This is a genomic window from uncultured Reyranella sp., assembly GCF_945957355.1.
GTDB lineage: Bacteria > Pseudomonadota > Alphaproteobacteria > Reyranellales > Reyranellaceae > Reyranella.
Genome location: NZ_CAMFKM010000005.1, coordinates 76661 through 98636, shown reverse-complemented (window position 1 = coordinate 98636; position 21976 = coordinate 76661). Strand labels below are relative to the sequence as shown.

Sequence of the window (21976 nt, the reverse complement as noted above, 5' to 3'; positions counted from 1 at the left end):
TGAAGGGTCGAGGGAAAGAGAAACGTCAGGCGGGGACCTGGCCCATGCGGCCGGCGTGGTAGTCGCGGACCGCGCGTTCGAGCTCGTCGATCGAATTCATCACGAAGGGACCGTGACGCAGGATCGGCGCATCGAGCGGATCGCCACCGACCAGCAGGACCTCGCTGTCCTCGGCGGCCACGATCTCAAGCGAGTCGCCCGCCGTCAGCCGCGCGAGCTGGCACGCCTCGATCCGCCGGTCGTCACCGCCGATGCGTGCGGCGCCGCCCATGACGTAGATGCCGAGTTCAGCCGGGCTGCCCGCCGGAAGCTCGACGCAGGCACCGGCCTTCAACGAGGCGTGCACGACGAAGGGAGCCCCTGACGTTGTGATCGGTCCCCTGAGATCGCCCAGGCTACCGGCCACGAGCCGCGCCACGACGCGGCCCTCGTCTGCCGTGACGGTCGGGATCTCGGACGCCTTCACGTGGCGGTAGGCCGGTTCCGCGTGCTTCGAACCCTTGGGCATGTTGATCCAGAGCTGGACGCCGTGAACATGACCGCCCTCACGACGGAGCTGCTCGTCCGGGCTCTCGTCGTGAACCACACCGCGGCCGGCGCGCATCCACTGGACCTCGCCCGGCCGCATGCTGCTGACATTGCCGAGACTGTCCTTGTGTGTCTGGCTGCCTTCCAGCAGCAGGGTGAGCGTTTCGATGCCGGCATGCGGGTGCGCCGACGCGCCCTTGGCTTCGCCAGGCCGGACGTCGATCGGGCCGAACTGGTCGAGAAAGATGAACGGGCCGATCGCCTCGTAGGCGTTCGACGGAATGGCGCGGCGCACTTCGAACCCGTCGCCTTCGAGGGTCCGGAACGCGTCATGGATGGAAATGAGCTGGCGTTTGTTGCTGTTCATGGCCGCCTCCTTGGCTGCGACGGCTATGTAGGGGCTGCCCCTTTTCTCGAAAATCCGTATAATATTGAATGCACTTTTCAATTATTTAGAAATGTCGACAACACCCGGCACACCTTCCTTCGCCCAGCTTCAGGTCCTGCTCGCGGTGGTAGATGCCGGCAGTTTCGCCGGCGCGGCCCGCCGCCTGAACCGCGCGACCTCGGCGATCACCTACGCGATCGACAATCTGGAGACCCAACTCGGCCTGCCCCTGTTCGACCGGGTCGCCACCCGCAAACCCGAACTGACGCAGGCTGGCCGCGCGGTACTGGCCGAGGCCCGCGCCGTGACGCACGGCGTCGACATGCTGCGCGCCAAGGTGAAGGGGCTGCTCGAAGGACTGGAGGCAGAAGTGTCGCTCGCCGTAGACGTCATGCTGCCGACCGCACGGCTGGTCGATGCGCTGCAGGGCTTCCAGACGACCTTCCCGACCGTGCAGTTGAGACTGCATGTCGAGACGCTGGGCGCCGTCACGCAGCTCGTGCTCGACGGCACCGCGACTATCGGCGTCAGCGGTCCATTGAACGTCGCGATCGACGAAACCGAGAGCATCGCCATCGGCGGCGTCCAGCTCGTGCCGGTCGCCGCGCCGTTCCATCCCCTGGCGCGACTTGGCGGACAGGCGCGCGGCGCCGCGCGCGAGCATATCCAGCTCGTCCTCACCGATCGCTCGAAGCTCACGGAAGGCCAGGATTTCGGCGTGGTCGGTCCCAAGACCTGGCGGCTGGCCGATCTCGGCGCCAAGCACGCCCTGCTGCTGGCAGGGGTCGGCTGGGGCAGCATGCCGGCGCCGATGGTCAAGGGCGACATCGAGGCCGGCCGCCTCGTCGAACTCGATCTCTCCGACTGGTGGGCCGCGATCTATCCGCTCCGCATCCTGCATCGCATCGACAGCCCACCCGGCCCCGCCGCGCAATGGCTGATCGAGCGATTCAAGAGCCAGGTGTGACGACGGCACTGCTTCAAACCTTCCCGTGGTAGAACCCCACCGTGTCGTTCTTCACCCGCCGTCGCATCGCCTGGACGCTGCTGCTGCTCACGCCCGCGATGTTCTCCGTGAACATGCTGGGCGCGCGTTACGCCACGTTCGTGCCGCCGAACGCGCTCGCGCTGGGGCGGTGGTTCTTCGTCGCCCTGCTGCTGCTGCCGTTCGTGTGGACCCGCCTGGTGCGCCATCGCCACGCGCTCGGCCGCGAATGGCGCGACCTGCTGCTGCTGGGCGCGATCGGCATGTGGATCTGCGGCGCCTGGGTCTATATCGGCGCCCGCTCGGTACCGGCGCTCAACATCGGCCTGATCTATGCCGCCTCGCCCATCCTGGTCGTGGCGCTGGGTCGCCTGCTCTATCGCGAGCGGCTGACGACGGGCCGCATTGCCGGCATCGTTCTCTGTCTCGCCGGCGTCGCCGCGGTGTTCGCCAAGGGTCGGATCGAAAATCTCCTCTCGGTGCAGTTCACCGAGGGCGATCTCTGGATCGCTGCCGCCTCCGCCTGCTGGGGCCTCTACTCCGTCCTGCTGAAGGCCCGTCCCAGCACGCTCGATCCGTTGACGCGGCTCTGTGCCATCTCATTCGCGGGCTCGCTCGTGCTTTTGCCGTTCACGCTGGCCGAGGCGCTGCTCTGGCAGGCGCCGGACCTTGCCGATTGGCGTACTTGGCTCGCCTGGATCGTGCTGGCGATCATTCCCGGCGTCGGCGCTTACGGCGCCTTCGCCTACTGCGTGCGCGAGCTCGGACCGTCGATCACCAGCGTGTCGATGTACCTCGGCCCGCTCTATGTCGGCATCCTCGCCTGGCTGATCCTCGGCGAAACACCGCAATGGTATCATTTGATGGGAACCCTGCTGGTGCTGCCCGGCTTGTTCCTCGCGACCCGTTCCGCCCCCAAAGGAGTCTGACATGATTCGCGCGATCCTCACCGTCCTCGCTCTGCTCGTTGCGCTTCCCGCCGCGGCCGAGGAAATCGGCGCGGTCGGCTATCGCTTCAAGTGGTTGGGCCCCAACGACAAGATCGTGGTCGAGGCGTTCGACGATCCCGACCTCGCGGGAATCACCTGCTATCTCGCGCGCGCCCGCACCGGAGGCCTCAAGGGTATGGTCGGCCTGGCGGAGGATCCGCCCTATGCCTCGATCTCCTGCCACCAGGTCGGCCCGGTCGACGGCGACAAGGCCGAGAAGCTCAAGAGCCCGCACGAAGTGTTCAGCGAGCGCGCCTCGCTAATATTCAAGACCACCCAGGTCGTGCGCTTCTACGATCCCAAGCGTCGCGCCCTCATCTATCTCACCTATACCGACCGCGTGATCGAGGGCAGCCCACAGAACTCTATCAGCGTCGTTCCCGTCGGCCTGCGCTGACCTATTCCCGGAGAGAAATGAAATGACCACCCGTCCCCCGCCCAACTGGCGCTCGCTGATGTTCGTGCCTGTGCTGGCCGAACGCTTCATCGCAAAGGCCCACACGCGCGGCGCCGATGCGCTGATCCTCGACCTCGAGGATTCGATCATTCCCTCCAAGAAAGCCGAAGCGCGCGCCGCGATCGCGGCCGCCGTGCCACGGGTGGCGCAGAACGGCGCCGATGTGGTGGTGCGCATCAACCGTCCGCTCGAACTGGCCGTGCCCGACATTGCGGCCGCGGTGATGCCCGGCGTCTCGGCGCTGATGCTGCCCAAGGTGATGGGCCCCGAGCATGTGCGCCTGCTGGCCGAGCTGGTGACCGAGCGCGAACGGCAGCTCGGCATGCAGATCGGTCACACACGTTTCCTCGTGCTGATCGAGACGGTGGCGGCCCTGCCGCATCTCTTCGCCATCGCCGCCGAGCCGCGCATGGCCGGCATGTCGGTCGGCGGTGAGGACTTCGCCACCGACATGGGCGCCACACCCTCGGCCGACAGCATGTACGTCTTCGCCATGCAGGGGCTGGCCGCCTGCCGCGCCGCCGGCATCCTGCCGATGGGCTCGATGGGCCAGCTCGCCAAGATCGACGACCTGGAGTCCTATCGCGCCGGCCTGAAGCGCGGCCGGGAGCTGGGTTTCACGACGGCTTCGTGCATCCACCCTGCCCATGTGCCGATCATCAACGAGGAGTATGGCGCATCCGAAGCGGAACTCGACCGAGCCCGCCGTCTGCTGGCGGCCTTCGAGGTCGCCAAGGCCAACGGCGAGGGTGCCGTCGCCTTCGAGGGCAGCATGGTCGACCTGCCGATCGTCATCCGCGCCGAGCGTCTGCTCGCGCGGGCCGCGTCATGGAAGAAAGCCAGCTAAATGTCGCTCGCGGTCTACGGCCACCTCTTCTCCTCCTACACGCAGAAGGTCCTGATGGCGCTCTACGAGAACGGCACGCCGTTCGAGTTCCGCGCCCTCGGTCAGGACACGCCCGAACATGTCGGTGAATGGCTGAAGCGCTGGCCCCTGGCCAAGTTCCCGCTGCTGGTCGACGGCGACCGCACCGTCGTCGAGACCAGCATCATCATCGAATATCTGCAGATCACGCATCCCGGTCCGGTGAAGCTGATTCCTGCCGATCCGATGAAGGCGCTCGACGTGCGCTTCCTCGACCGCTTCTTCGACCTGCACGTGATGAACATGATGCAGATCGCGGTGAACGGCGCGCTGACCGGCGATCCCGTGAAGCGCAAGGAGGGCCACGACGAGTCAATCGCGAAGCTGGAACGTTCCTACGCCTGGCTGGAGAACGAACTCGCCGGCCGCACCTGGGCCACCGGTGACGATTTCACGATGTCCGATTGCGCCGCCGCGCCGTCACTCTTCTACGCCGACTGGGTACACCGGATTCCCGAGACCTACCCGGTCCTGCGCGCCTATCGCACGCGTCTGCTCGCGAGACCGTCCTTCGCCCGCTGTGTCGAGGACGCGCGCCAGTATCGTCCGCTGTTCCCGCTGGGCGCCCCGGACCGGGACTGACGCACTCCCGCCTCACCGATACAGGAACGTCCCCAGCAGCACCCAGCGACCTGCCTTCGGCGCGCCGACCAGCGGCGTCGTGTAGTGCCAGAACGGCAGGCGATAGGCGGTCACGGTCGCGGGGCTCGCGACCGACACGATCTCGCTGAAATGGCCGGCACGGCTGTAGACCAGCCACTGGTGCTCGACGCCGGGGGTGCACAGGCTGAGATGCAGGTCGATATAGCCACCCTTCGCAGCCTCGTTCTCGGGATGGTGATCGTTGTGCGGACCGGCATAGTCGCCCGGCCCGTACCGCAGCACCTGAAGGCCCCAGCCCGACCTGAGCCGGCGTCCCGCCAGCGCCTCGGCGAAGGCGCGGAAGCTCTGGCTGCGCATCATGCGCGCGAGGCCGATCCGCTCGGCCGCCTTCACGCCAGGCTCGCGCCGGCTCTCGAAGTAGATGGTGCGCGCCCGGCTGCTCTTGGGCAGCAGCTCGGCATAGTCCTCTTTCATCCCGAAGATCGTATCGGGCGGGATCGGCCGCTCGATCGATTCCAGCACGTCCTGCAGCCCGGCTTGGAGCGTGCGCCGCACCCGCGCAACCCTGGTGCGATCGAGCAGGTCCTCCGCCGCAAGGAACCGCGTGCGCGGGTTGGCCAGTGCCCCGCACAACGGATGTGTGCCCGCCAGCACGCGCCTGCCGGCACGGCTCAGCAGGTCCTCGAACTCCACGGGAATGCCGTTTGATCTCATCGGTCCGCCCCTCTAAACCGACTGCCTACCATGCCTTACGCCTCGCTTCGCGACTTCATCGACCGGCTGGAAAAGAGCGGCCGTCTCGTGCGCGTGACCGCGCCGGTCTCGCCGCACCTGGAAATGACCGAGATCCAGACCCGCCTGCTGGCCGAGCAGGGCCCGGCGGTGCTGTTCGAGAACGTCGTGCGGGCCGACGGCACGCGCTCCGACATCCCGGTGCTGGTCAACCTGTTCGGCACCGTCGAGCGCGTGGCCTGGGGCATGGATCGCGAGCCCGGCCAGCTGCGCGCCGTGGGTGAGACCCTGGCCTTCCTGCGCCAGCCCGAGCCGCCGGGCGGCTGGCGCGAGGCGCTCGAGATGCTGCCGATGGTGCGCACCGTCATGGCGATGAAGCCCAGGACAGTGAGTTCCGCGCCCTGCCAGGAGATCGTGCTCACTGGCGACGACATCGACCTCGCGAAGCTGCCGATCCAGACCTGTTGGCCGGGCGAGCCGGCGCCGCTCATCACCTGGCCGCTGGTGGTGACGCAGGGGCCCAATCCGAAAGGCGACAAACAGGACAGCTTCAACCTCGGCATCTACCGGCTGCAGGTGACGGGCAGGAATACGACGTTGATGCGCTGGCTGAAGCATCGCGGCGGCGCCCAGCATCACCAGCGCTGGCAGAAGTCCGGCAAGCGTGAGCCGCTGCCGGCCGCCGTGGTGATCGGCGCCGATCCCGGCACCATCCTCGCCGCCGTGACGCCGGTGCCCGACACGCTATCGGAATACCAGTTCGCCGGCCTGCTCAGGGGCAAGAAGGTCGAGCTGGTCGAGTGCAAGACCGTGCCGCTCAAGGTGCCGGCCGAGGCCGAGATCGTGCTCGAAGGCCATGTCAGCCTCGACGACTACGGCGACGAAGGGCCCTACGGCGACCATACCGGCTACTACAACAGCGTCGAGCAGTTCCCGGTCTTCACGATCAGCGCCATCACGATGCGGCGCAAGCCGATCTACCTCTCGACCTTCACCGGCCGGCCGCCCGACGAGCCGAGCGTGCTGGGCGAGGCGCTGAACGAGGTGTTCATTCCCCTCTTCCAGCAGCAGTTCCCCGAGATCGTCGACTTCTGGCTGCCGCCCGAGGGCTGCTCCTATCGCATCGCCGTCGTGTCGATGAAGAAGGCTTACGCCGGCCACGCCAAGCGCGTGATGATGGGCGTGTGGAGCTACCTGCGGCAGTTCATGTACACCAAGTGGGTGATCGTGGTGGACGCCGACATCGATGCGCGCAACTGGAAGGACGTGATGTGGGCGCTCTCGACCCGCATGGACCCGGCGCGCGACATCACGGTGATCGAGAACACGCCGATCGACTATCTCGACTTCGCCAGCCCCGTCTCCGGCCTTGGCTCCAAGATCGGCCTCGACGCGACCGACAAGTTCCCCGGCGAGAGCAACCGCGAATGGGGCCGGCAGATCAGGATGGACCAAGCCGTGATCGAGAAGGTCGACGCGATGTGGAATGAGTTGGGGTTGCCAGGTAGCGGGAAGAAGATCTGGAAGTAGCATCCGTCGTCTCGCACTCGTCGTGACAGGAGCCAATCCGCGCTTCAGACGTTGAGCCTCGCACAAAAGTCTCATTGATCCGCTAAGGGACCTGCGTGCCCCCCGCCCCCAACAAACTCCTCGAAGGTCCGATCCTCCGCTCGCTGCTGACGCTCGCCGTGCCGATCGTGGCGGCGAACGTGTTGCAGTCGGCCTACCAGATCATCGATGCCTTCTGGGTCGGGCGGCTGGGCGGCGCGGCCGTGGCGGCGGTGTCGATCAGCTTTCCGGTGCTGTTCCTCACCTTTGCCATTGGCTCGGGGCTGTCGCTCGCGGGCTCGACCCTGATCGCGCAGTATGTCGGCGCGCGTAACGACAAGATGGTCGCGCATGTCGCGGGCCAGACGTTGCTGATGGTGATCCTGGCGTCGATCTTGCTGGGGACGATCGGCTATTTCTGTTCGCCGGCGCTCCTGCGACTGATGGGCGTGGGAGCCGACGTCTATCCCGGCGCACTGGGCTTCATGCGCGTCTCGTTCATCGGCATCGTCTTCAATTTCACCTTCTTCGTCTTCCAGTCGATCATGCGCGGCATCGGCAGGCCGACCTTGCCTGTCTATATCGTGCTGGGCACGGTGTTCCTGAACTTCACCCTCAATCCGCTGCTGATCTTCGGCTGGGGCCCCGTGCCCGGCTACGGCGTGATGGGGGCCGCCATCACCACGCTGATCACCCAAGCGACCGCCGCCGTCGTTGGCATCGCCATCCTGCGACTCGGCCTGCACGGCATCCATGTGCGGCGCCGCGATTTCATTCCCGACTTCAACTACATAAAGCGCGCCTTCCTCCTGGGCCTCCCCGCGTCCGTCGAGCTGTCGGCGCGGGCGCTGGGCCTTATGGTGATGACCTTCCTGATCGCGAGCTTCGGCACGCTTACGATCGCGGCCTATGGCGTCGGCTCGAACATCCTGCAGGTCGTCATGGTGCCGGCGATGGGCCTGTCGATGGCGATCTCGACCCTGGTCGGCCAGAATATCGGCGCCGGCAACATCGAGCGCGCGGCGCAGATCGGCCGGCTGGGCGCGCTGCTGGGCTTCGCCAGCCTCAGCTTCTTCGGAATCGTGGTCTTCCTGTTCGCGCCGCAGCTCGTGGCCTTCTTCGTGCCGGGAGATCCCGCCGTGATCGCCGCCGGCGCCGGCTTTCTGCGCATCATGTCGCTCGCCTGGGGCTTCCTTGGCCTGCAATTCGCGCTGACCGGCGTGTTCCGCGCCTCGGGCAACATGGTGCTGACCATGGTCCTCACCCTGGTGTCGCAATGGGTCGTTCAGTTCCCGCTGGCCTATGTCCTGTCCAAGCACACGGAGCTGCACGAACAGGGAATCTGGTGGGCGCTGCCGGTCTCCAATATCGTGACCGCGCTGATCACGCTCTGCCTCTACGCCAGGGGCGACTGGAAGAAGAAGCGCCTGATCGAACCGGAGGAAGAGCTGGCGGGCAAGGTGACGGAGGACATCCTGGTCGGCGAGGTCTCGCGCTGAGCGTCAGTCCTTCTTCGCGTTCTGTACGATCTGCGACAGCCGCTCGCCATCGATGTCGGTCTTGATCTGGACCCAGACCGGGAAATGGTCGGAGAGCTGGTAGGTGAACTGGGTGCGCGTCATGTCCTGTCCCGGGAAGAGCTGCTTGATCGACGCGTCGGAGATGTAGAAGTCGAGCGTGCCGCCGAAGTTGGTGAAGCGCTTCTTCACCGTCGGCAGGTGCAGGATCTGGTCGTAGCGCATCGTCTTGCCGAGATTGGATCCCTTCACCGCGACGTCGCCCACCTTGAGCTCGAGCAGCGAATCGGGCACCTGCAGACCGCGCCCCGTCAGCGCCCTGAAGGTCTTGTCGTCGAGGCTCGGCGTGTTGAAGTCGCCCATCACGATCAGGTCATGGTCCTCGACCGACTTGTCCTTCTGCCGCGCGTCGATCCAGTCGGCCAGCATGCCGAGCTCGGCCTCGCGGCCTTCCAGGCTGTCACCCCAGCGCGCATGGGTGGCGATGGCGATGAAGTCGAAGTTGCCGGCGCGGAACGAGCACATGTAGGGCGCGCGCCAGAACGACTGCGCGGCGAGATACTCGGTATCCTTCTTGGCGCGCGGCGCGTCGACCTCGGCAGCCAGCCCGTTGAAGATGACGGCACGGCGATCGTAGAGGAAGCCGGTGCGCTCGCGGTTGCCGCCGGCATCGGACATCCAGTCGGAATAGACGAGATCCCAGCTCGGTCCCAGGAACTGGCAGACCCTGCCGAAATCCTCGAGATTGTCGCGCAGCTCCACCAGCGCGATCAGGTCGAACTGGCCCAGGATCTCGGCGATGTAGTGCAGCGCTGCCACGCTGCGTCGCTTCTTGCCGAACTCGCGGATGTTCCAGACCGCGACGTTGATCGTCTCGTCGAGCTTGGAGGGTGGGATCTTCGCGGCCTCGATGCGCTTCTTCAGGGCCAGCAGGCCTGCCGCAATCTCCGGTGACACGTCGCCATGGTGCATGGGAGCCCCGCTCTCGTCTTCGCGCAGGCAGAGCGTAGAAACACCCAGCCGGGCGCGACACGGCCGATCTCCGCATATCCCGCGGCTGTTGCAGGCAGGGGCTTTAATGTAAACTGGCTTAACATGAGCTGGAAGCGCAACGACCGTGAGGAGCGGAAGTATCACCACGGCAGTCTGCGCGAGGCGCTGATCAAGGCCGCCCGCGAACTCATCAAGGAAAAGGGGCCGGCAGGCTTCACTTTCGCCGATGCGGCGCGGTCCGCGGGCGTGAGTCCCGCCGCTCCGTACCGCCATTTTCGCGACCGCGACGCGCTGATGGCCGACGTGGCGCGCGAAGGTTTCGAGCGCTTCGCCGCGATGCTTGCGACCGGCTGGGCCAACGGGAAGCCCGACCCTGTCACGGCCTTCCACAATATCGGCAGGGCCTATCTCAGCTTCGCGCGGTCCGAGCCCGCCTACTATGCCGCCATGTTCGAATCCGGCATCTCACCCGATTCCAACCCCGAATTGCGGGCCGCCTCGGAACGAGCCTTTGCCGTGCTGCGCGCCGCAGCCGACCAACTCGTCGTCCTGCTCCCGGCCACCGGCCGTCCGCCCGCGTTGATGATGGGTCTGCACATCTGGTCGATGGCGCATGGCATCGCCTCCCTGTTCGGGCGTGGCGATTCCGGTCGGCGCCCGCTGCCCATGTCGGCCGAGGAACTCCTCGAATCGGAAGTCCTCATCTACCTGCAGGGACTGGGTTTTCCCTCTCCGCGCTGAAAGTTTTGCCGAGGCCCTTGACTCCCCGAGGCGTCGGCCCCAATGTAAATGTCGTTAACATTCACATCGTTAACATCAGCAAAGGGGGCTCCCCAATGGGCCTGATCGAAAAAATAGACGACCTCGGCAAGCCGGCGTGGATCGCGCTGATGGTGCTGAGCTTCATCCTGTTCTGGCCGGTCGGCCTGGCCCTGCTCATCTATCTCAAAGGGAGTGGACGCATGTTTTGCTCGAAGCGCTACGGTCACTGGAACATGCCGGACGGCCGCTCGTGCCGTGAGGAATTCCGCGGCTGGAAGCGCCGCTCCGGCTGGGGCCGCCGCAACAGCAGCGGCAACGTCGCCTTCGACGAGTATCGCGAGGAGACGCTGAACCGCCTCGACGAGGAGCAGCGCGAGTTTCGCGACTTCCTCGACAAGCTGCGCGCTGCCAAGGACCGCGCCGAGTTCGACCAGTTCATGGCGGACCGTCGCAACCGTCCCGCGACCGAGCCGCCGCCGGCGCCCAGCGCAGTCTGAGACTTTCGGACAAGGCCTGTTCGACGACGACGCCCGCGGCACGATCGCGGGCGTTTTCCTTTAGTGGTCGAGCTTCATCGGCAGACGCTCGGTCTGCGCCCGCTCAGCCAGCGCCGTCAGGATGGCAAAGGCAAAGCGCGCGCGCTCCTCCAAGGATCCCTCCTCGGCCAGAACCTGTCCCCACGCCGCCACGTCGGCAGCCGAGGCCTTCCAGGTCGCCGCATTCAGGTCGGCGAGCTGGCGACGCAGGGTCGTCACGGAGCCCATGACGGCCCGCCGGCCCTCGACGTCCTCGCCTTCGAAGGTAATCTCGAAGGCGACCGGCAGCCACATCTCCACGTTGCGCACCAGATGGGAATAGCGTGAGCGAAACCCGTCCGCGGTCGACCGTGTCAGCGCGATGTCCTGGTCCCACTCCTCCGGCAGGGTTTCGGGCATCCGCAAGGCCTTATGTTCGGCATAGGCCGCCCACAGGACGAGCGACCCGAACCCGTCCCAGCCGGGACGATGGGTGTACCAGGGCGCCGTCGCCGTCTCGTCCCACTCGAGCGGCGCGGAAAGACGATCGCCCAGCGCCTTCGCGAGCGCGGCACGCCAGGCAATCACCTTCGGACGTATGCGATCCTGGCTCTTGGCCGCGTCGGCAGGTCTGGCCGACCGGACACGATGCTGCGCGCCCCGCTCGCGCGCTGCCTTCTCGACGAGATTTTCCCAGACACCGGCGTAATATCGCGTAAGCGACCCGACATAGACGTCGAGAGCCATGCAGAGACAGGTTCCTTTCCGTACGGTCGCCGACGCGGCCCGCCACTTTCAGTTGACCTACACGTACAATTTCCGCGTGCAAAAGCGCAATCGCAAAGCAGCGAAAATCCTTCCCAATTTCGGGTGTCGACTTGATTCGGGCGGGAATGCCCCGCCCGACCCTCGTATTGCCGGGATTGACAGCTACTGGGGCTCGATATTCAGGCCCTTCACCAGGTCGATCCAGATCGGTCCCTCCTCGGCCACGATCTTCTCGAAGAAGACGTGATCGCGGGCGGCATTGTCGATGCCGAAAGTGGCGAGGATCTTCTGGATGCGCTCGCTCTTGCCGCCTTCGACCATCAGGTCCGACAGCTTCTGCACGATCTCCTTCGGCATGCCGGCAGGACCGACCAGCCCGATCCAGCCCTGGACCTGAAAGGCCTTGTCGGTCACCCCCTGCTCGAAGAAGGTCGGCACGTCGGGCAGCTTGGCCATCCGCTTCTTGGTCGGCACCGCGATGGGCCGCCCGTTGCCCGATTGCAGCACGCCCGATGCGGCTGCGACGCTGCCGCTGCCGCCCTGCACCGCCCCGGAGGCCACGTCCTGCCACATCGGCGCCTCGCCGCGATAATGCACCGCTTCCATGCCGAGTTTGTAATGGCGGTTCAGCGCCTCGACGGCGACGTGGCTGTAGGAACCCGCGCCGTAGGTACCGAGACTCGTCTTGTTGGCCCGCGCGTAGTCAGCGAGCTCGGCGAGGCTCTTCACGGGCAGCTTGCTGTTGACGATCAGCGGCAGGTGGCCCGCGTCCATCCACGAGATCAGGACGAAATCCTTGTCCGGGTCGTAGGGCAGCTTCTTGAACAGGACCTTGTTCATGATCATCGTCGTCGAGATCGTCCACATCAGCGTGTAGCCGTCGGGCGTCGCCGACTTCACCTGCTCGGCCGCAATGGCGCCGCTGGCACCGGACTTGTTCTCGACGGACACGGGCTGGCCGGTCCTCTGGGCGATGTACTCGCCATAGGCGCGGGCGAAGGTGTCGGTGAGACCGCCCGCGGGGTAGCCGCAGATGATGCGGATGGGTTTGTTGGGCCACGCTCCCTGGGAAATCGCGGGAGCGGGGAAAGCGGCGGCACCTGCAGCGGCAGAGCCATAACGCAGCACATCACGTCGCGACACACGCACGATCATCGATTGCCTCCCTGTGGCGCGATGTTTTTATTGACGGTCGGAGCCGTCTCGGGCGCGCCTCGGGGCAGCATGGCTGCGATTTCGCAGGGCGTAAAGGCCACCCCGCAGTGCGGATAGCCTATTGCGGCTCGATCCCCAGGCTCCGGATCACCCCGAGCGAGACCGGGCCCTCCTCGTCGAGGACCTGGCGGAAGTAGGCGGCGTCTCGCGCGCCCTCGTCGATGGCAAAGGTGTCGTTGACCTTCTGGACACGATCAGTCTTGCCGGCCTCGACCATCAGCGCCGAGAGCTTCTGCACAACCTCGGGCGGCGTGCCAGCGGGTGCCGCGCAGCCGACCCAGCCGCGGATCTGGAACGCCTTCTCGGTCAGGCCCTGCTCGTAGAAGGTCGGCACGTCGGGCAGTTTCTTCATCCGCACCATGGTGGGCACCGCGATCGGCTTCACGCTGCCCGCCTGCAACACCGCCGCGCCCGAGGCGTAGCTGCCGGTCGCGCCCTGGGCGGCGCCGGAAGCGACGTCCTGCCACATCAGCGCCTCGCCGCGATAATGCACCGGTTCCATCTTGAGCCCGTAGTGGCGGTTCAGCGTCTCCGTGACGATGTGCGCGAAGGAGCCGATGCCGTAGGTGGCGAGCGAGACCTTCCTGTCCCGCGCCCAGGCCGCGAACTCGGGGATGTCCTTCACCGGAATGTCCTTGTTCACCATGGTTGGCAGATGGCCGGTGTTGAACCAGGCGACCAGGGCGAAGTCCTTGTCGGGATCGTAGGGCAGCTTCTTGAACAGCGCCTTGTTCTGCACCATCGTCGTCGAATTGGTAAACATCAGCGTGTAGCCGTCGGGCGGCGACTGCTTGACGATCTCCGCGCCGATCGCGCCGGCGGCGCCGGCCTTGTTCTCGACGATCACCGGCTGGCCGGTCTTCTCGGCCACGTACTCGCCATAGGCGCGGGCGAAGATGTCGGTGAGGCCGCCCGCCGGATATGTGCAGACGATACGGATGGGCTTTGTGGGCCAAGCCTGCGCAATGGCCGGCGCCGGCAGTGACGCCGCCAATGCCGAGAGTGATCCGTAGCGCAGCAGGTCGCGCCGCGTCGTCCGCAAAATCATGGTCGTCTCCCCAACAGGCGACGACCCTTCGTCGAGGCGGCTGTTCTAGGCCGTCCTGGTCGCGCCCGACTTGAGCATGGCGTCGATCTCGCCCTGCGTAAAGCCGGCCTCCTGCAGGACTTCGACGCTGTGCTCGCCCAGTCGCGGTTGCAGGCGCGTGATCTCGGGCTGGGTCTTGCTGAAGCGCGGCGGGATGTCGGGCATGCGGAGCTTGCCCTCGGTCGGATGCTCGACTTCTTTCCAGAAGCCGGTCGCCTCGAGCTGCGGATCGACGAACAGGTCGTCGAGTGTGTTCACCGGCCCATGCGGCACGTTGGAATTCTTGAGCAGTTCGACCCACTCGGCATTGGTGCGCTCGGCGCAGAGGCCCGCCAGGGTCGAATAGTATTGCTCGACGTTCTTCAGCCGGTTGGCCATGCCCTGGAAGCGCTCGTCCCTTGCAAGATCCTCGCGGCCGACCAGCGTGCAGAACTCGCGCCAGTGACCGTCGGTATAGGGCAGCAGCGCGAAGTAACCGTCCTTCGACGGATAGGGACGACGCTCCTTGTTGAGCACGCGCTTGTAGCCCGCCGTGTCGAGCGCCGGTTTGAAGGTCTCGCCGTAGAGATGCTCGACCATCACGAAGGAGACCAGCGTCTCGTACATCGGCACCTCGACCGCCTGTCCCTTGCCGGTGCGCTCGCGTGCGAACAGGGCGGCCAGCAACGCCGATACGACGCCGTTGGAACTCGTCTTGTCGGCCACGATGGTCGGCAGGAAGCGCGGCTGGCCTGCCACCACGGTCTGCAGTGCGGCGAGGCCGGAGCCGGCCTGGATGATGTCGTCATAGGCCGCCTTCGGCCCCATCGGACCGGCCGAGCGATAGCCGTAGGTCGCGAGATAGACGATGCGCGGATTAACCTTCTCGAACTTCTCGTACTCGACGCCCAGGCGCTTGGCCGGCTCGGGCCGATAATTGTGCATGATGACGTCGGCGGTCTCGGCGAGCTTGAACAGGGCGTTGCGGCCGGCCTCCTGCTTGAGGTCGAGCACGATCGAGCGCTTGGAGCGGTTGCAGCCGAGATAGAAGGCCGCCATGCCTGGGTTGCGCGCCGGTCCGAGCACGCGCGTCGTGTCGCCTTCCGGCGGCTCGATCTTGATGACGTCCGCCCCGAGATCGCCCAATTGCTGCGCCGCCCAGGGACCCAGCACGACGGTCGTGCAATCGAGAATGCGAACGCCGTCCAACGGACCTGCCATCTTGAATTTCCTCCACTTTCGAGCGTTCCGCTTACCACAAGTTGGTCACCGTCCGTGGACCAAATCGCTGGCAACATGTCCCTCCTGCAGGCGTTTCATCCTGCAGCAGAGGAGAGCGCAAAATGAAGTTCGAGGTCCTGCGTCTGGCCGGCTCGCTCGCGATCGCGGGAGCCGTCATGCTCACCACCTCGGCCGCCATGGCTGGCGACTGGAAGAAGGGTCGTGGGCACCGTCATCACGACTACGATGGCGAGGTCATCGTCGTGAAACCCGCCCGGCCGGTCTACTACGCGCCCTACTACGCGCCGCGTCCCGTCGTGGTCTATCCCGCACCGGTCTACTATGCGCCGCCGGTGGCCTACGCGCCCGCGTACGGCCCCGCCTATCCGGGCGGCAATCTCAGCATCGGCGTCAACGTCCCGCTGCGCTAAGCCACCTGACCTCCCCTTCGCGGAACCCGCGAAGGGGAGTAAATTTGTGACGGGTTGACGGGCGCGGGTAAATCGACGATTGTCGCGCCCAACATGCTGCGACTGACGACGCTACGACTTATTGGCTGATCCGCCGCCCGACCGGGAATACCGGAAGGGCCCTGCGGATCGCTTGTCGTTCGTCTCTGTTCACCCAACCAGTCGCCGCCTCCATTTCATCCATCGCAGTGTTCGTTTGAGCCATACGGCCGTGCGCGGCGCGAGGAGCTACGTCATGTCATCCCAAAACTCTCACGCTACCAATCCCCAGAAGCCCATGATGCCGATCGCGGCCGAGAAGTACGTGCCCTTCAAGCCCGTGCCCCTCCCCGACCGGAAATGGCCGAACGCCGTCATCACCAAGCCGCCGATCTGGTGCGCCGTCGACCTGCGCGACGGCAACCAGGCGCTGATCGAGCCGATGGACTCCGACCGCAAGACCCGGATGTTCAAGCTGCTCTGCGACATGGGCTTCAAGGAGATCGAGGTCGGCTTCCCCGCCGCCTCAGAGACCGACTTCGAGTTCGTGCGCGAACTCATCGAGAAGAAGATGATCCCCGACGACGTCACCATCCAGGTGCTGACGCAGAGCCGCCCGGAGCTGATCGAGCGCACCTTCGAGGCCTGCCGCGGCGCCCGGCGCGTCATCGTCCATCTCTACAATTCGACCTCGACCCTGCAGCGCCGCGTCGTGTTCGGCCTCGACATGGCCGGCATCATCGATATCGCCGTGTCGGGCGCCAAGCTGGTCAAGCAACTGGCCGATGCCGATCCGAAGACCGAATGGGTGTTCGAGTATTCGCCCGAGAGCTTCACCGGCACCGAGCTCGAGTTCGCGCGCGACATTTGCGCGGCCGTCGCCGACATCTACAAGCCGACGCCGCAGAAGAAGATGATCTTCAACCTGCCGGCCACGGTCGAGATGTCCTCGGCCAACGTCTATGCCGACCAGATCGAATGGTGCCACCGCAACTTCAAGGATCGCGACTCGATCATCCTGAGCCTGCATCCGCACAACGACCGCGGTACCGGCGTGGCGGCGGCGGAGCTCGGCTACATGGCCGGCGCCGACCGCATCGAGGGCTGCCTGTTCGGCAACGGCGAGCGCACCGGCAACGTCGACCTGGTCACGCTCGGCCTCAACATGTTCACGCAGGGCGTCGACCCCGAGATCGATTTCTCGAACATCAACGAGATCCGCCAGACGGTCGAATACTGCAACCAGCTGCCCGTCCATCCGCGCCATCCCTATGGTGGCGACCTGGTCTTCACCGCCTTCTCCGGCTCGCACCAGGATGCGATCAACAAGGGCTTCAAGTCGCTCGACGCGTCGAACAGCAAGGTCTGGGAGGTGCCCTACCTGCCGATCGACCCGGCCGATCTCGGCCGCAGCTACGAGGCGATCATCCGCATCAACAGCCAGTCGGGCAAGGGCGGCATCGCCTACATCCTCAAGAGCGACTACGGCATCGACATGCCGCGCCTCCTGCAGGTCGAGTTCTCCAAGCGCATCCAGCAGATCGCCGACGAGACGGGCAAGGAGATCCAGCCGGCCTTGATCTGGGAGACGTTCCGCAAGGAGTATCTCGAGAACGCCTCGCCGGTGGAATTCGACAGCCACACCACGGTACCGGACTCCAGCCATCCCGACGTGCGTCTTCTCGATGCAAAGGTGACGTTCAACGGCAAGCCGGCCACCATCTCGGGCCGCGGCAACGGCCCGATCGCGGGCTATGTCGATGCGCTGGGCAAGAACTGCGGCATCCAGATCCGGGTGCGCGACTATCACCAGCACGCCACGGGCGCCGGCTCCGACGCCCAGGCCGTGAGCTTCATCGAGGCCGAGACCGCAGACGGCAAGGTCCTGTGGGGCGTCGGCATGGATTCGAACATCGTGGCCGCCTCGCTCAAGGCCGTCACGTCGGCCGCAAACCGGGCCGCGGCCGCGAAATAATCATACGCGACGGCGTTGCGAACGATTAGCATCACGGGCGGGGGATTCCCCGCCCGTTTCCGTTTGGAGTGAGAGATGAAGATCAGTTCGTCCGTGAAGGTTTCAGCGGTCAGCCTCGCGATCGGCGCTGTCATCGGAGCCTGTGCCGCCGGAGCCAACCAGCCCAACATGCAGGCGGCCCTCAGCTCCCTGCAGGCGGCCCGCGCCGAGCTGATCCAGGCGCGTCCCAACAAGGGCGGCCATCGCGACCGCGCCATCAACTTGGTCAACGCCGCGATCAACGAGACCGAGGCCGGCATCAACTACGCGGGCGACTGAACGCATGCTGCCTCCCGAGCCCACCGCCGCCCTGCGGCGACAGGAAGGGCCGATCCGGCGCGGCGTTCGTCATCTATGGAACGCCGCGATCTCGCTCATGCTGGGCACGATGATCGGCCTGCTCGGCTACCAGTTCGGCGCCGAAGCGGTGACCCGCCTGTGGCCCGACCAGACGATAGTCGCCGACATCGTGCGCGCCTTTTTCTGGACACTCGGCATCGCCGCAACCGGTGTGTTGTTCTTTTCCTACTATCTCGACGACACGGGCCGATAGCGCGTAGAACGGCCCCATGGCCAAAGCGAAAAAGACCGCTCCGAAATCCTCCCCGAAGAAGCCGGCCAAGAAGCCGGCTAAGCCCGCCACCCGGAAGGTGGTAAAGAAGGCAGCGCCCAAAAAGGCAGCGCCTAAGAGACCAGCGCAGAAGAAGGTCGCGAAGGCCGCCCCGAAGGTTGTCCGGCGCCCGTCACCCAAGATGACGCGCAAGCCCGTTGCCAAGGCCGCCGCGAAGATCGCGCGCAACACGCGACCGACCGGTGCACCGGATGCCAATCTCCTGTCCGACCTGCTGAAGTGGGCGAAGGAGTTCGGCGCCGACGCCGCCGACGCGCTCTACGTCAACGGCGAGTCGATCTCGGTGGCGCAGCGACTGGGCAAGCGCGAGAAGCTCGAGAGCAGCGAAGGCCGCGACCTCGGCCTGCGCGTCTTCGTGGGCAGGCGTCAGGCCTTCGTCTCCTCGACCGACTTCGCGCCCGCTTCGCTGCGCGAACTGGCCAGCCGCGCCGTCGACATGGCGCGCGCCGTGCCGGAGGACCCGACCTGCGGCCTCGCCCCCGAGGAACTGCTGGCCCGCTCGTGGCCCGACCTCGACCTCGACGACCGGACGCGCCCCTCGGCCAGGAAGTTGCTGGCCATGGCAGGCGAGGCCGAGGATGCGGCGCGCGCCGTGAAGGGCGTCACCAATTCGGAAGGCGCCGAGGCGGGCTGGGGCCGAACCTCGGTCATGCTCGCCGCCAGCAACGGCTTCTCCGGCGGCTACAGCCGCAGCGGCTTCTCACTCTCCTGCTCGGTACTGGGTGGCGAGGGCACCGGCATGGAGCGCGACTACGAATGGACCAGCGCGGTCCATCTCGAGGACCTGATGGCGCCCGCCAAGGTCGGCCGCAACGCCGGCAAGTTCGTCGTGCGTCGTCTCAACCCGCGCAAGGCGCAGAGCGCGCGGGTGCCGGTGATCTACGACCGCCGCGTCTCGGGCGGCCTGATCGGCCATCTCGCCGGCGCCATCAACGGCCGCGCCGTGGCGCGCGGCACCTCGTTCCTCAAGGACAAGATGGGCGAGCGCGTCTTCGCCGAGGGCATCCGCATCCTCGACAATCCCTTGCGCAAGCGCGGTCTGGGCAGCCGCCCGTTCGATGCCGAGGGCCTCGCGACCTCGCGCCGCGCCGTGATCGACGACGGCGTGCTCACCACCTGGCTGCTCGACCTCGCGGCCGCCCGCCAGCTCAACCTCGCACCGACCGGCCACGCCTCGCGCGGCGTCTCAGGCCCGCCCTCGCCCACCACCTCGAATTTCTATCTCGAGAAGGGCAAGCTTTCGGTGAAGGAGCTGATCGGCGACATCAAGAGCGGCCTCTACATCACCGACCTGATCGGCTTCGGGGTCAACGGCGTGACCGGCGACTACAGCCGCGGCGCGTCGGGATTCTGGATCGAGAACGGCGAACTGGCTTGGCCGGTGAGCGGCATCACCGTCGCCGGCAATCTGAAGGACATGTTCCTCAACATGACGGCCGCGAACGACCTGGAGTTCAAGAGCTCGACCAACGCCCCGACCGTCAGAATTGAAGGGCTGACCGTCGCCGGCTCGTGATAAACTGCCGGGCATGTCCTTCATGCCCAATGCACGAATTATCGCCGCAACGACGGCTCTTCTCTGCAGCCCCGTCTTCCTCGGGGCTGCTCCCGCCGAAGCCCAGGATGGCGGCTTCCGCGACTGCCTGAACAACATCAAGGCCGATGCGCTGAAGCAGGGCGTGCCGGCGCAGGTCGCCGATCGCGCCTTCCAGGGCCTGACGCCCGACCAGAAGGTCGTCGACCTCGACAACCGCCAGCCTGAATTCTCGCTCACCTATGCCAAGTATGTCGGCGGCACGGTGTCGCTCGATCGCATCCAGAAGGGCCAGCAGAAGATGGCGCAGCATCGGGCACTGCTCGATCAGCTGCAGGCCGAGTACGGCGTGCCGCCGCAGTACCTGATGGCCTTCTGGGGCATCGAGACGAACTACGGCACCTACATGGGCGACTTCCGGGTCGTGCGCTCCGTCGCGACGCTCGCCTGCATGACCAAGCGCCGGGAGTTCTTCAGCAACGAGACCGTCCAGGCGCTGCGCATCCTCAACATGAATCACATGACCAGCGACCAGATGCGCGGTTCGTGGGCCGGCGCCATGGGCAACATGCAGTTCATGCCCTCGACCTTCACCAAATGGGCGGTCGATCGCGACGGCAACGGCAAGATCGACATCTGGAACAGCCTGCCCGACGCCTTCGCCTCGGCGGCGAACTTCCTGCGCGGCATCGGCTTCAAGCCGGGCCTCCCGTCGAGCGAAGAAGTGATGCTGCCGGCGAACTTCCCGCTCGACCAGGCCGACACGACGGTCGAGAAGCCGGTAAAGACGTGGGCTTCGATGGGCGTGAAGAAGATGAACGGCGGTGCGCTGCCCGCCGTCGACGACGCCGCCTCGATCCTGCTGCCCGCCGGCTTCCGCGGGCCCGCCTTCATCATCTACCCGAACTTCAAGGCTGTGATGAACTGGAACCGCTCGACGCTCTACGCGCTGTCGGTCGGCATCCTCGCCCGCCAGATCGCAGGCGGCCCGCCGGTGCAGCAGCCGGCGCCGGCCGACGATGCGCCGATCTCGCGCGACACCGTCATCGACATGCAGATGCGCCTGGCGCGCCTCGGCCTCTACAAGGACGAGGCCGATGGGCTGCTCGGACCCAAGACCCGCTCGGCGCTGCGCCTCTTCCAGCAGCAGCAGGCCCTGCCGGCCGACGGCCACCCGACCCAGGAATCGGTGCGTCGCCTGCAGGCTGTGCGTTAGCGTCTTTCCGTTTCAAGTTCACACACCACCCTCATCCTGAGGAGCGCGCCAGAGGCGTGCGTCTCGAAGGATGGACAACAGACGTGGTGCTCGTGCCCACCCTTCGAGACGCGGTCCTGCGGACCGCTCCTCAGGGTGAGGGCGTTATTGGGAACGACAGGATTTTTCGCGACCGGAAAGACCCTAGCGAGGGAAATCGATCGAGGAGGCGATCAGACCTCCAGCCACTCCTTGCGAATTGTTGCGTTGGCCGTGAGTTCGGCGGGAGATCCGCTGAACACGATGCGTCCGTGGCCCATGACGTAGAGGCGGTGGGAGATCTTGAGCGCGATGGTGAGCTTCTGCTCGACCAGGAGAATCGCCGTACCGCGCCGGGCAATCTCGTCGAGCAGGCGACCGACCTGCTCGACCAGCCTGGGCGCCAGGCCCTCGGTTGGTTCGTCGATGATCACCAAGTCCGGATCGCCCATCAGCGTGCGGCACATCGTGAGCATCTGCTGCTCGCCGCCGGACAGCACGCCGGCCGGATTGTCCTGCCGGTTGCCGAGATTGGGAAACAGCGAGAAGACGTCGTCGAAGGTCCAGCGCCCGAAGACACCCGCGCGCTTCAGTCCGAGTTCGAGGTTCTGCTTCACCGTCAGGCCGGGGAACACCTGCCTGTCCTCGGGGACATAGCCCACGCCAGCATGGGCGATCTGGTCGGGCCGCAACCCGGCGATCGGCCGCCCCTTGAAGCTGATCTGTCCGACCGGCGGGACCAGCCCCATGATCGCCTTGCAGGCGGTCGAGCGGCCGACGCCGTTGCGCCCCAGCAGGCTCACGATCTCGCCTTCGTCGACCGCGAGGTCGACGCCCTGCAGGATATGGCTCTTGCCATACAGGGCATGCAGGTCGCGGACCTCGAGCATCATGGCGCCGCC

General features: G+C 66.0%; 23 protein-coding genes. 15 read left to right on the top strand and 8 right to left on the bottom strand.

The window, feature by feature from the left end; translation table 11 throughout:
- Positions 1 to 25: 25 nt before the first annotated feature.
- Positions 26 to 895 carry a pirin family protein gene (locus tag Q0Q48_RS10185; RefSeq protein ID WP_295137078.1) on the bottom strand — a complete coding sequence of 290 codons (870 nt, stop codon included), beginning with the start codon at positions 893 to 895 and terminating at the stop codon, positions 26 to 28.
- Between the two features lie 91 nt (positions 896 to 986).
- Between Q0Q48_RS10185 and Q0Q48_RS10180 the strand changes: the two genes are divergently transcribed.
- From Q0Q48_RS10180 to Q0Q48_RS10160, 5 genes are read left to right on the top strand one after another with little or no spacing between them, the layout of a single operon-like run.
- Complete coding sequence (locus Q0Q48_RS10180) at positions 987 to 1883, top strand: LysR family transcriptional regulator (protein WP_295137076.1); 897 nt, start codon at positions 987 to 989, stop codon at positions 1881 to 1883.
- A 41-nt stretch (positions 1884 to 1924) separates the two neighbouring features.
- Positions 1925 to 2830, top strand: a complete 906-nt coding sequence (locus tag Q0Q48_RS10175; RefSeq protein WP_295137074.1) for a DMT family transporter — start codon at positions 1925 to 1927, stop codon at positions 2828 to 2830.
- Between the two features lies 1 nt (position 2831).
- A complete protein-coding gene (locus tag Q0Q48_RS10170) occupies positions 2832 to 3287 on the top strand; it encodes a CreA family protein (RefSeq protein ID WP_295137071.1) in 456 nt (151 codons plus the stop codon).
- Between the two features lie 22 nt (positions 3288 to 3309).
- Positions 3310 to 4194 carry a CoA ester lyase gene (locus Q0Q48_RS10165; protein WP_295137069.1) on the top strand — a complete coding sequence of 295 codons (885 nt, stop codon included), beginning with the start codon at positions 3310 to 3312 and terminating at the stop codon, positions 4192 to 4194.
- Positions 4195 to 4854, top strand: coding sequence for a glutathione S-transferase family protein (locus Q0Q48_RS10160; protein WP_295137067.1), 660 nt, complete (start codon positions 4195 to 4197; stop codon positions 4852 to 4854).
- 12 nt (positions 4855 to 4866) lie between these two features.
- Here Q0Q48_RS10160 and Q0Q48_RS10155 read toward each other — a convergent pair whose 3' ends face one another.
- Positions 4867 to 5589: a hypothetical protein gene (locus Q0Q48_RS10155; protein WP_295137065.1), complete on the bottom strand. Its 723-nt coding sequence runs from the start codon at positions 5587 to 5589 to the stop codon at positions 4867 to 4869.
- 30 nt (positions 5590 to 5619) lie between these two features.
- Between Q0Q48_RS10155 and Q0Q48_RS10150 the strand changes: the two genes are divergently transcribed.
- Both Q0Q48_RS10150 and Q0Q48_RS10145 read left to right on the top strand, forming a co-directional pair.
- Positions 5620 to 7137, top strand: coding sequence for a UbiD family decarboxylase (locus Q0Q48_RS10150; RefSeq protein WP_295137064.1), 1518 nt, complete (start codon positions 5620 to 5622; stop codon positions 7135 to 7137).
- 95 nt (positions 7138 to 7232) lie between these two features.
- Complete coding sequence (locus Q0Q48_RS10145) at positions 7233 to 8654, top strand: MATE family efflux transporter (RefSeq protein WP_295137062.1); 1422 nt, start codon at positions 7233 to 7235, stop codon at positions 8652 to 8654.
- A gap of 3 nt (positions 8655 to 8657) precedes the next feature.
- Here the strand turns inward: Q0Q48_RS10145 and Q0Q48_RS10140 are convergent, their stop codons facing one another.
- A complete protein-coding gene (locus tag Q0Q48_RS10140; RefSeq protein WP_295137060.1) occupies positions 8658 to 9629 on the bottom strand; it encodes an endonuclease/exonuclease/phosphatase family protein in 972 nt (323 codons plus the stop codon).
- Positions 9630 to 9767: 138 nt separating this feature from the next.
- Between Q0Q48_RS10140 and Q0Q48_RS10135 the strand changes: the two genes are divergently transcribed.
- Entirely contained in the window at positions 9768 to 10406 is a 639-nt protein-coding gene (locus Q0Q48_RS10135; protein WP_295137058.1) for a TetR/AcrR family transcriptional regulator, read from the top strand.
- A 95-nt stretch (positions 10407 to 10501) separates the two neighbouring features.
- Positions 10502 to 10924, top strand: coding sequence for a DUF2852 domain-containing protein (locus tag Q0Q48_RS10130; RefSeq protein WP_295137056.1), 423 nt, complete (start codon positions 10502 to 10504; stop codon positions 10922 to 10924).
- 60 nt (positions 10925 to 10984) lie between these two features.
- Here the strand turns inward: Q0Q48_RS10130 and Q0Q48_RS10125 are convergent, their stop codons facing one another.
- From Q0Q48_RS10125 to Q0Q48_RS10110, 4 genes are all read right to left on the bottom strand, one after another.
- A complete protein-coding gene (locus Q0Q48_RS10125) occupies positions 10985 to 11689 on the bottom strand; it encodes a hypothetical protein (RefSeq protein WP_295137055.1) in 705 nt (234 codons plus the stop codon).
- Positions 11690 to 11872: 183 nt separating this feature from the next.
- Positions 11873 to 12865, bottom strand: a complete 993-nt coding sequence (locus Q0Q48_RS10120; RefSeq protein ID WP_295137053.1) for a tripartite tricarboxylate transporter substrate binding protein — start codon at positions 12863 to 12865, stop codon at positions 11873 to 11875.
- A 118-nt stretch (positions 12866 to 12983) separates the two neighbouring features.
- Positions 12984 to 13973: a tripartite tricarboxylate transporter substrate binding protein gene (locus Q0Q48_RS10115; RefSeq protein ID WP_295137051.1), complete on the bottom strand. Its 990-nt coding sequence runs from the start codon at positions 13971 to 13973 to the stop codon at positions 12984 to 12986.
- A 45-nt stretch (positions 13974 to 14018) separates the two neighbouring features.
- Positions 14019 to 15212: a CoA transferase gene (locus tag Q0Q48_RS10110; RefSeq protein WP_295137049.1), complete on the bottom strand. Its 1194-nt coding sequence runs from the start codon at positions 15210 to 15212 to the stop codon at positions 14019 to 14021.
- 122 nt (positions 15213 to 15334) lie between these two features.
- Between Q0Q48_RS10110 and Q0Q48_RS10105 the strand changes: the two genes are divergently transcribed.
- The 6 genes from Q0Q48_RS10105 (at position 15335) to Q0Q48_RS10080 (ending at position 21056) form a co-directional block, all read left to right on the top strand.
- Positions 15335 to 15643 carry a hypothetical protein gene (locus Q0Q48_RS10105; RefSeq protein ID WP_295137047.1) on the top strand — a complete coding sequence of 103 codons (309 nt, stop codon included), beginning with the start codon at positions 15335 to 15337 and terminating at the stop codon, positions 15641 to 15643.
- Between the two features lie 274 nt (positions 15644 to 15917).
- Entirely contained in the window at positions 15918 to 17636 is a 1719-nt protein-coding gene (gene leuA / locus Q0Q48_RS10100; protein WP_295137045.1) for a 2-isopropylmalate synthase, read from the top strand.
- A gap of 75 nt (positions 17637 to 17711) precedes the next feature.
- Positions 17712 to 17954: a hypothetical protein gene (locus tag Q0Q48_RS10095; RefSeq protein WP_295137043.1), complete on the top strand. Its 243-nt coding sequence runs from the start codon at positions 17712 to 17714 to the stop codon at positions 17952 to 17954.
- 4 nt (positions 17955 to 17958) lie between these two features.
- Positions 17959 to 18228, top strand: a complete 270-nt coding sequence (locus Q0Q48_RS10090; RefSeq protein WP_295137041.1) for a hypothetical protein — start codon at positions 17959 to 17961, stop codon at positions 18226 to 18228.
- 16 nt (positions 18229 to 18244) lie between these two features.
- Positions 18245 to 19822 (top strand): TldD/PmbA family protein, encoded by a 1578-nt coding sequence (locus tag Q0Q48_RS10085; RefSeq protein ID WP_295137039.1) that lies wholly within the window; start codon positions 18245 to 18247, stop codon positions 19820 to 19822.
- 13 nt (positions 19823 to 19835) lie between these two features.
- Positions 19836 to 21056 carry a lytic murein transglycosylase gene (locus Q0Q48_RS10080; RefSeq protein WP_295137037.1) on the top strand — a complete coding sequence of 407 codons (1221 nt, stop codon included), beginning with the start codon at positions 19836 to 19838 and terminating at the stop codon, positions 21054 to 21056.
- A 212-nt stretch (positions 21057 to 21268) separates the two neighbouring features.
- Here the strand turns inward: Q0Q48_RS10080 and Q0Q48_RS10075 are convergent, their stop codons facing one another.
- Positions 21269 to 21964, bottom strand: coding sequence for an ABC transporter ATP-binding protein (locus Q0Q48_RS10075; protein ID WP_295137615.1), 696 nt, complete (start codon positions 21962 to 21964; stop codon positions 21269 to 21271).
- Between the last annotated feature and the right edge of the window lie 12 nt (positions 21965 to 21976).

Bases quoted from the DNA above. Each gene is read 5' to 3' on its own strand.
- Q0Q48_RS10155 (WP_295137065.1), bottom strand. From the start codon at position 5,589: ATGAGATCAAACGGCATTCCCGTGGAGTTCGAGGACCTGCTGAGCCGT.
- Q0Q48_RS10135 (WP_295137058.1), top strand. From the start codon at position 9,768: ATGAGCTGGAAGCGCAACGACCGTGAGGAGCGGAAGTATCACCACGGC.
- Q0Q48_RS10170 (WP_295137071.1), top strand. From the start codon at position 2,832: ATGATTCGCGCGATCCTCACCGTCCTCGCTCTGCTCGTTGCGCTTCCC.
- Q0Q48_RS10110 (WP_295137049.1), bottom strand. From the start codon at position 15,212: ATGGCAGGTCCGTTGGACGGCGTTCGCATTCTCGATTGCACGACCGTC.
- Q0Q48_RS10185 (WP_295137078.1), bottom strand. From the start codon at position 895: ATGAACAGCAACAAACGCCAGCTCATTTCCATCCATGACGCGTTCCGG.
- leuA (WP_295137045.1), top strand. From the start codon at position 15,918: ATGTCATCCCAAAACTCTCACGCTACCAATCCCCAGAAGCCCATGATG.
- Q0Q48_RS10180 (WP_295137076.1), top strand. From the start codon at position 987: ATGTCGACAACACCCGGCACACCTTCCTTCGCCCAGCTTCAGGTCCTG.
- Q0Q48_RS10095 (WP_295137043.1), top strand. From the start codon at position 17,712: ATGAAGATCAGTTCGTCCGTGAAGGTTTCAGCGGTCAGCCTCGCGATC.
- Q0Q48_RS10090 (WP_295137041.1), top strand. From the start codon at position 17,959: ATGCTGCCTCCCGAGCCCACCGCCGCCCTGCGGCGACAGGAAGGGCCG.
- Q0Q48_RS10165 (WP_295137069.1), top strand. From the start codon at position 3,310: ATGACCACCCGTCCCCCGCCCAACTGGCGCTCGCTGATGTTCGTGCCT.
- Q0Q48_RS10085 (WP_295137039.1), top strand. From the start codon at position 18,245: ATGGCCAAAGCGAAAAAGACCGCTCCGAAATCCTCCCCGAAGAAGCCG.
- Q0Q48_RS10080 (WP_295137037.1), top strand. From the start codon at position 19,836: ATGTCCTTCATGCCCAATGCACGAATTATCGCCGCAACGACGGCTCTT.
- Q0Q48_RS10105 (WP_295137047.1), top strand. From the start codon at position 15,335: ATGAAGTTCGAGGTCCTGCGTCTGGCCGGCTCGCTCGCGATCGCGGGA.
- Q0Q48_RS10115 (WP_295137051.1), bottom strand. From the start codon at position 13,973: ATGATTTTGCGGACGACGCGGCGCGACCTGCTGCGCTACGGATCACTC.
- Q0Q48_RS10120 (WP_295137053.1), bottom strand. From the start codon at position 12,865: ATGATCGTGCGTGTGTCGCGACGTGATGTGCTGCGTTATGGCTCTGCC.
- Q0Q48_RS10125 (WP_295137055.1), bottom strand. From the start codon at position 11,689: ATGGCTCTCGACGTCTATGTCGGGTCGCTTACGCGATATTACGCCGGT.
- Q0Q48_RS10150 (WP_295137064.1), top strand. From the start codon at position 5,620: ATGCCTTACGCCTCGCTTCGCGACTTCATCGACCGGCTGGAAAAGAGC.
- Q0Q48_RS10130 (WP_295137056.1), top strand. From the start codon at position 10,502: ATGGGCCTGATCGAAAAAATAGACGACCTCGGCAAGCCGGCGTGGATC.
- Q0Q48_RS10160 (WP_295137067.1), top strand. From the start codon at position 4,195: ATGTCGCTCGCGGTCTACGGCCACCTCTTCTCCTCCTACACGCAGAAG.
- Q0Q48_RS10075 (WP_295137615.1), bottom strand. From the start codon at position 21,964: ATGCTCGAGGTCCGCGACCTGCATGCCCTGTATGGCAAGAGCCATATC.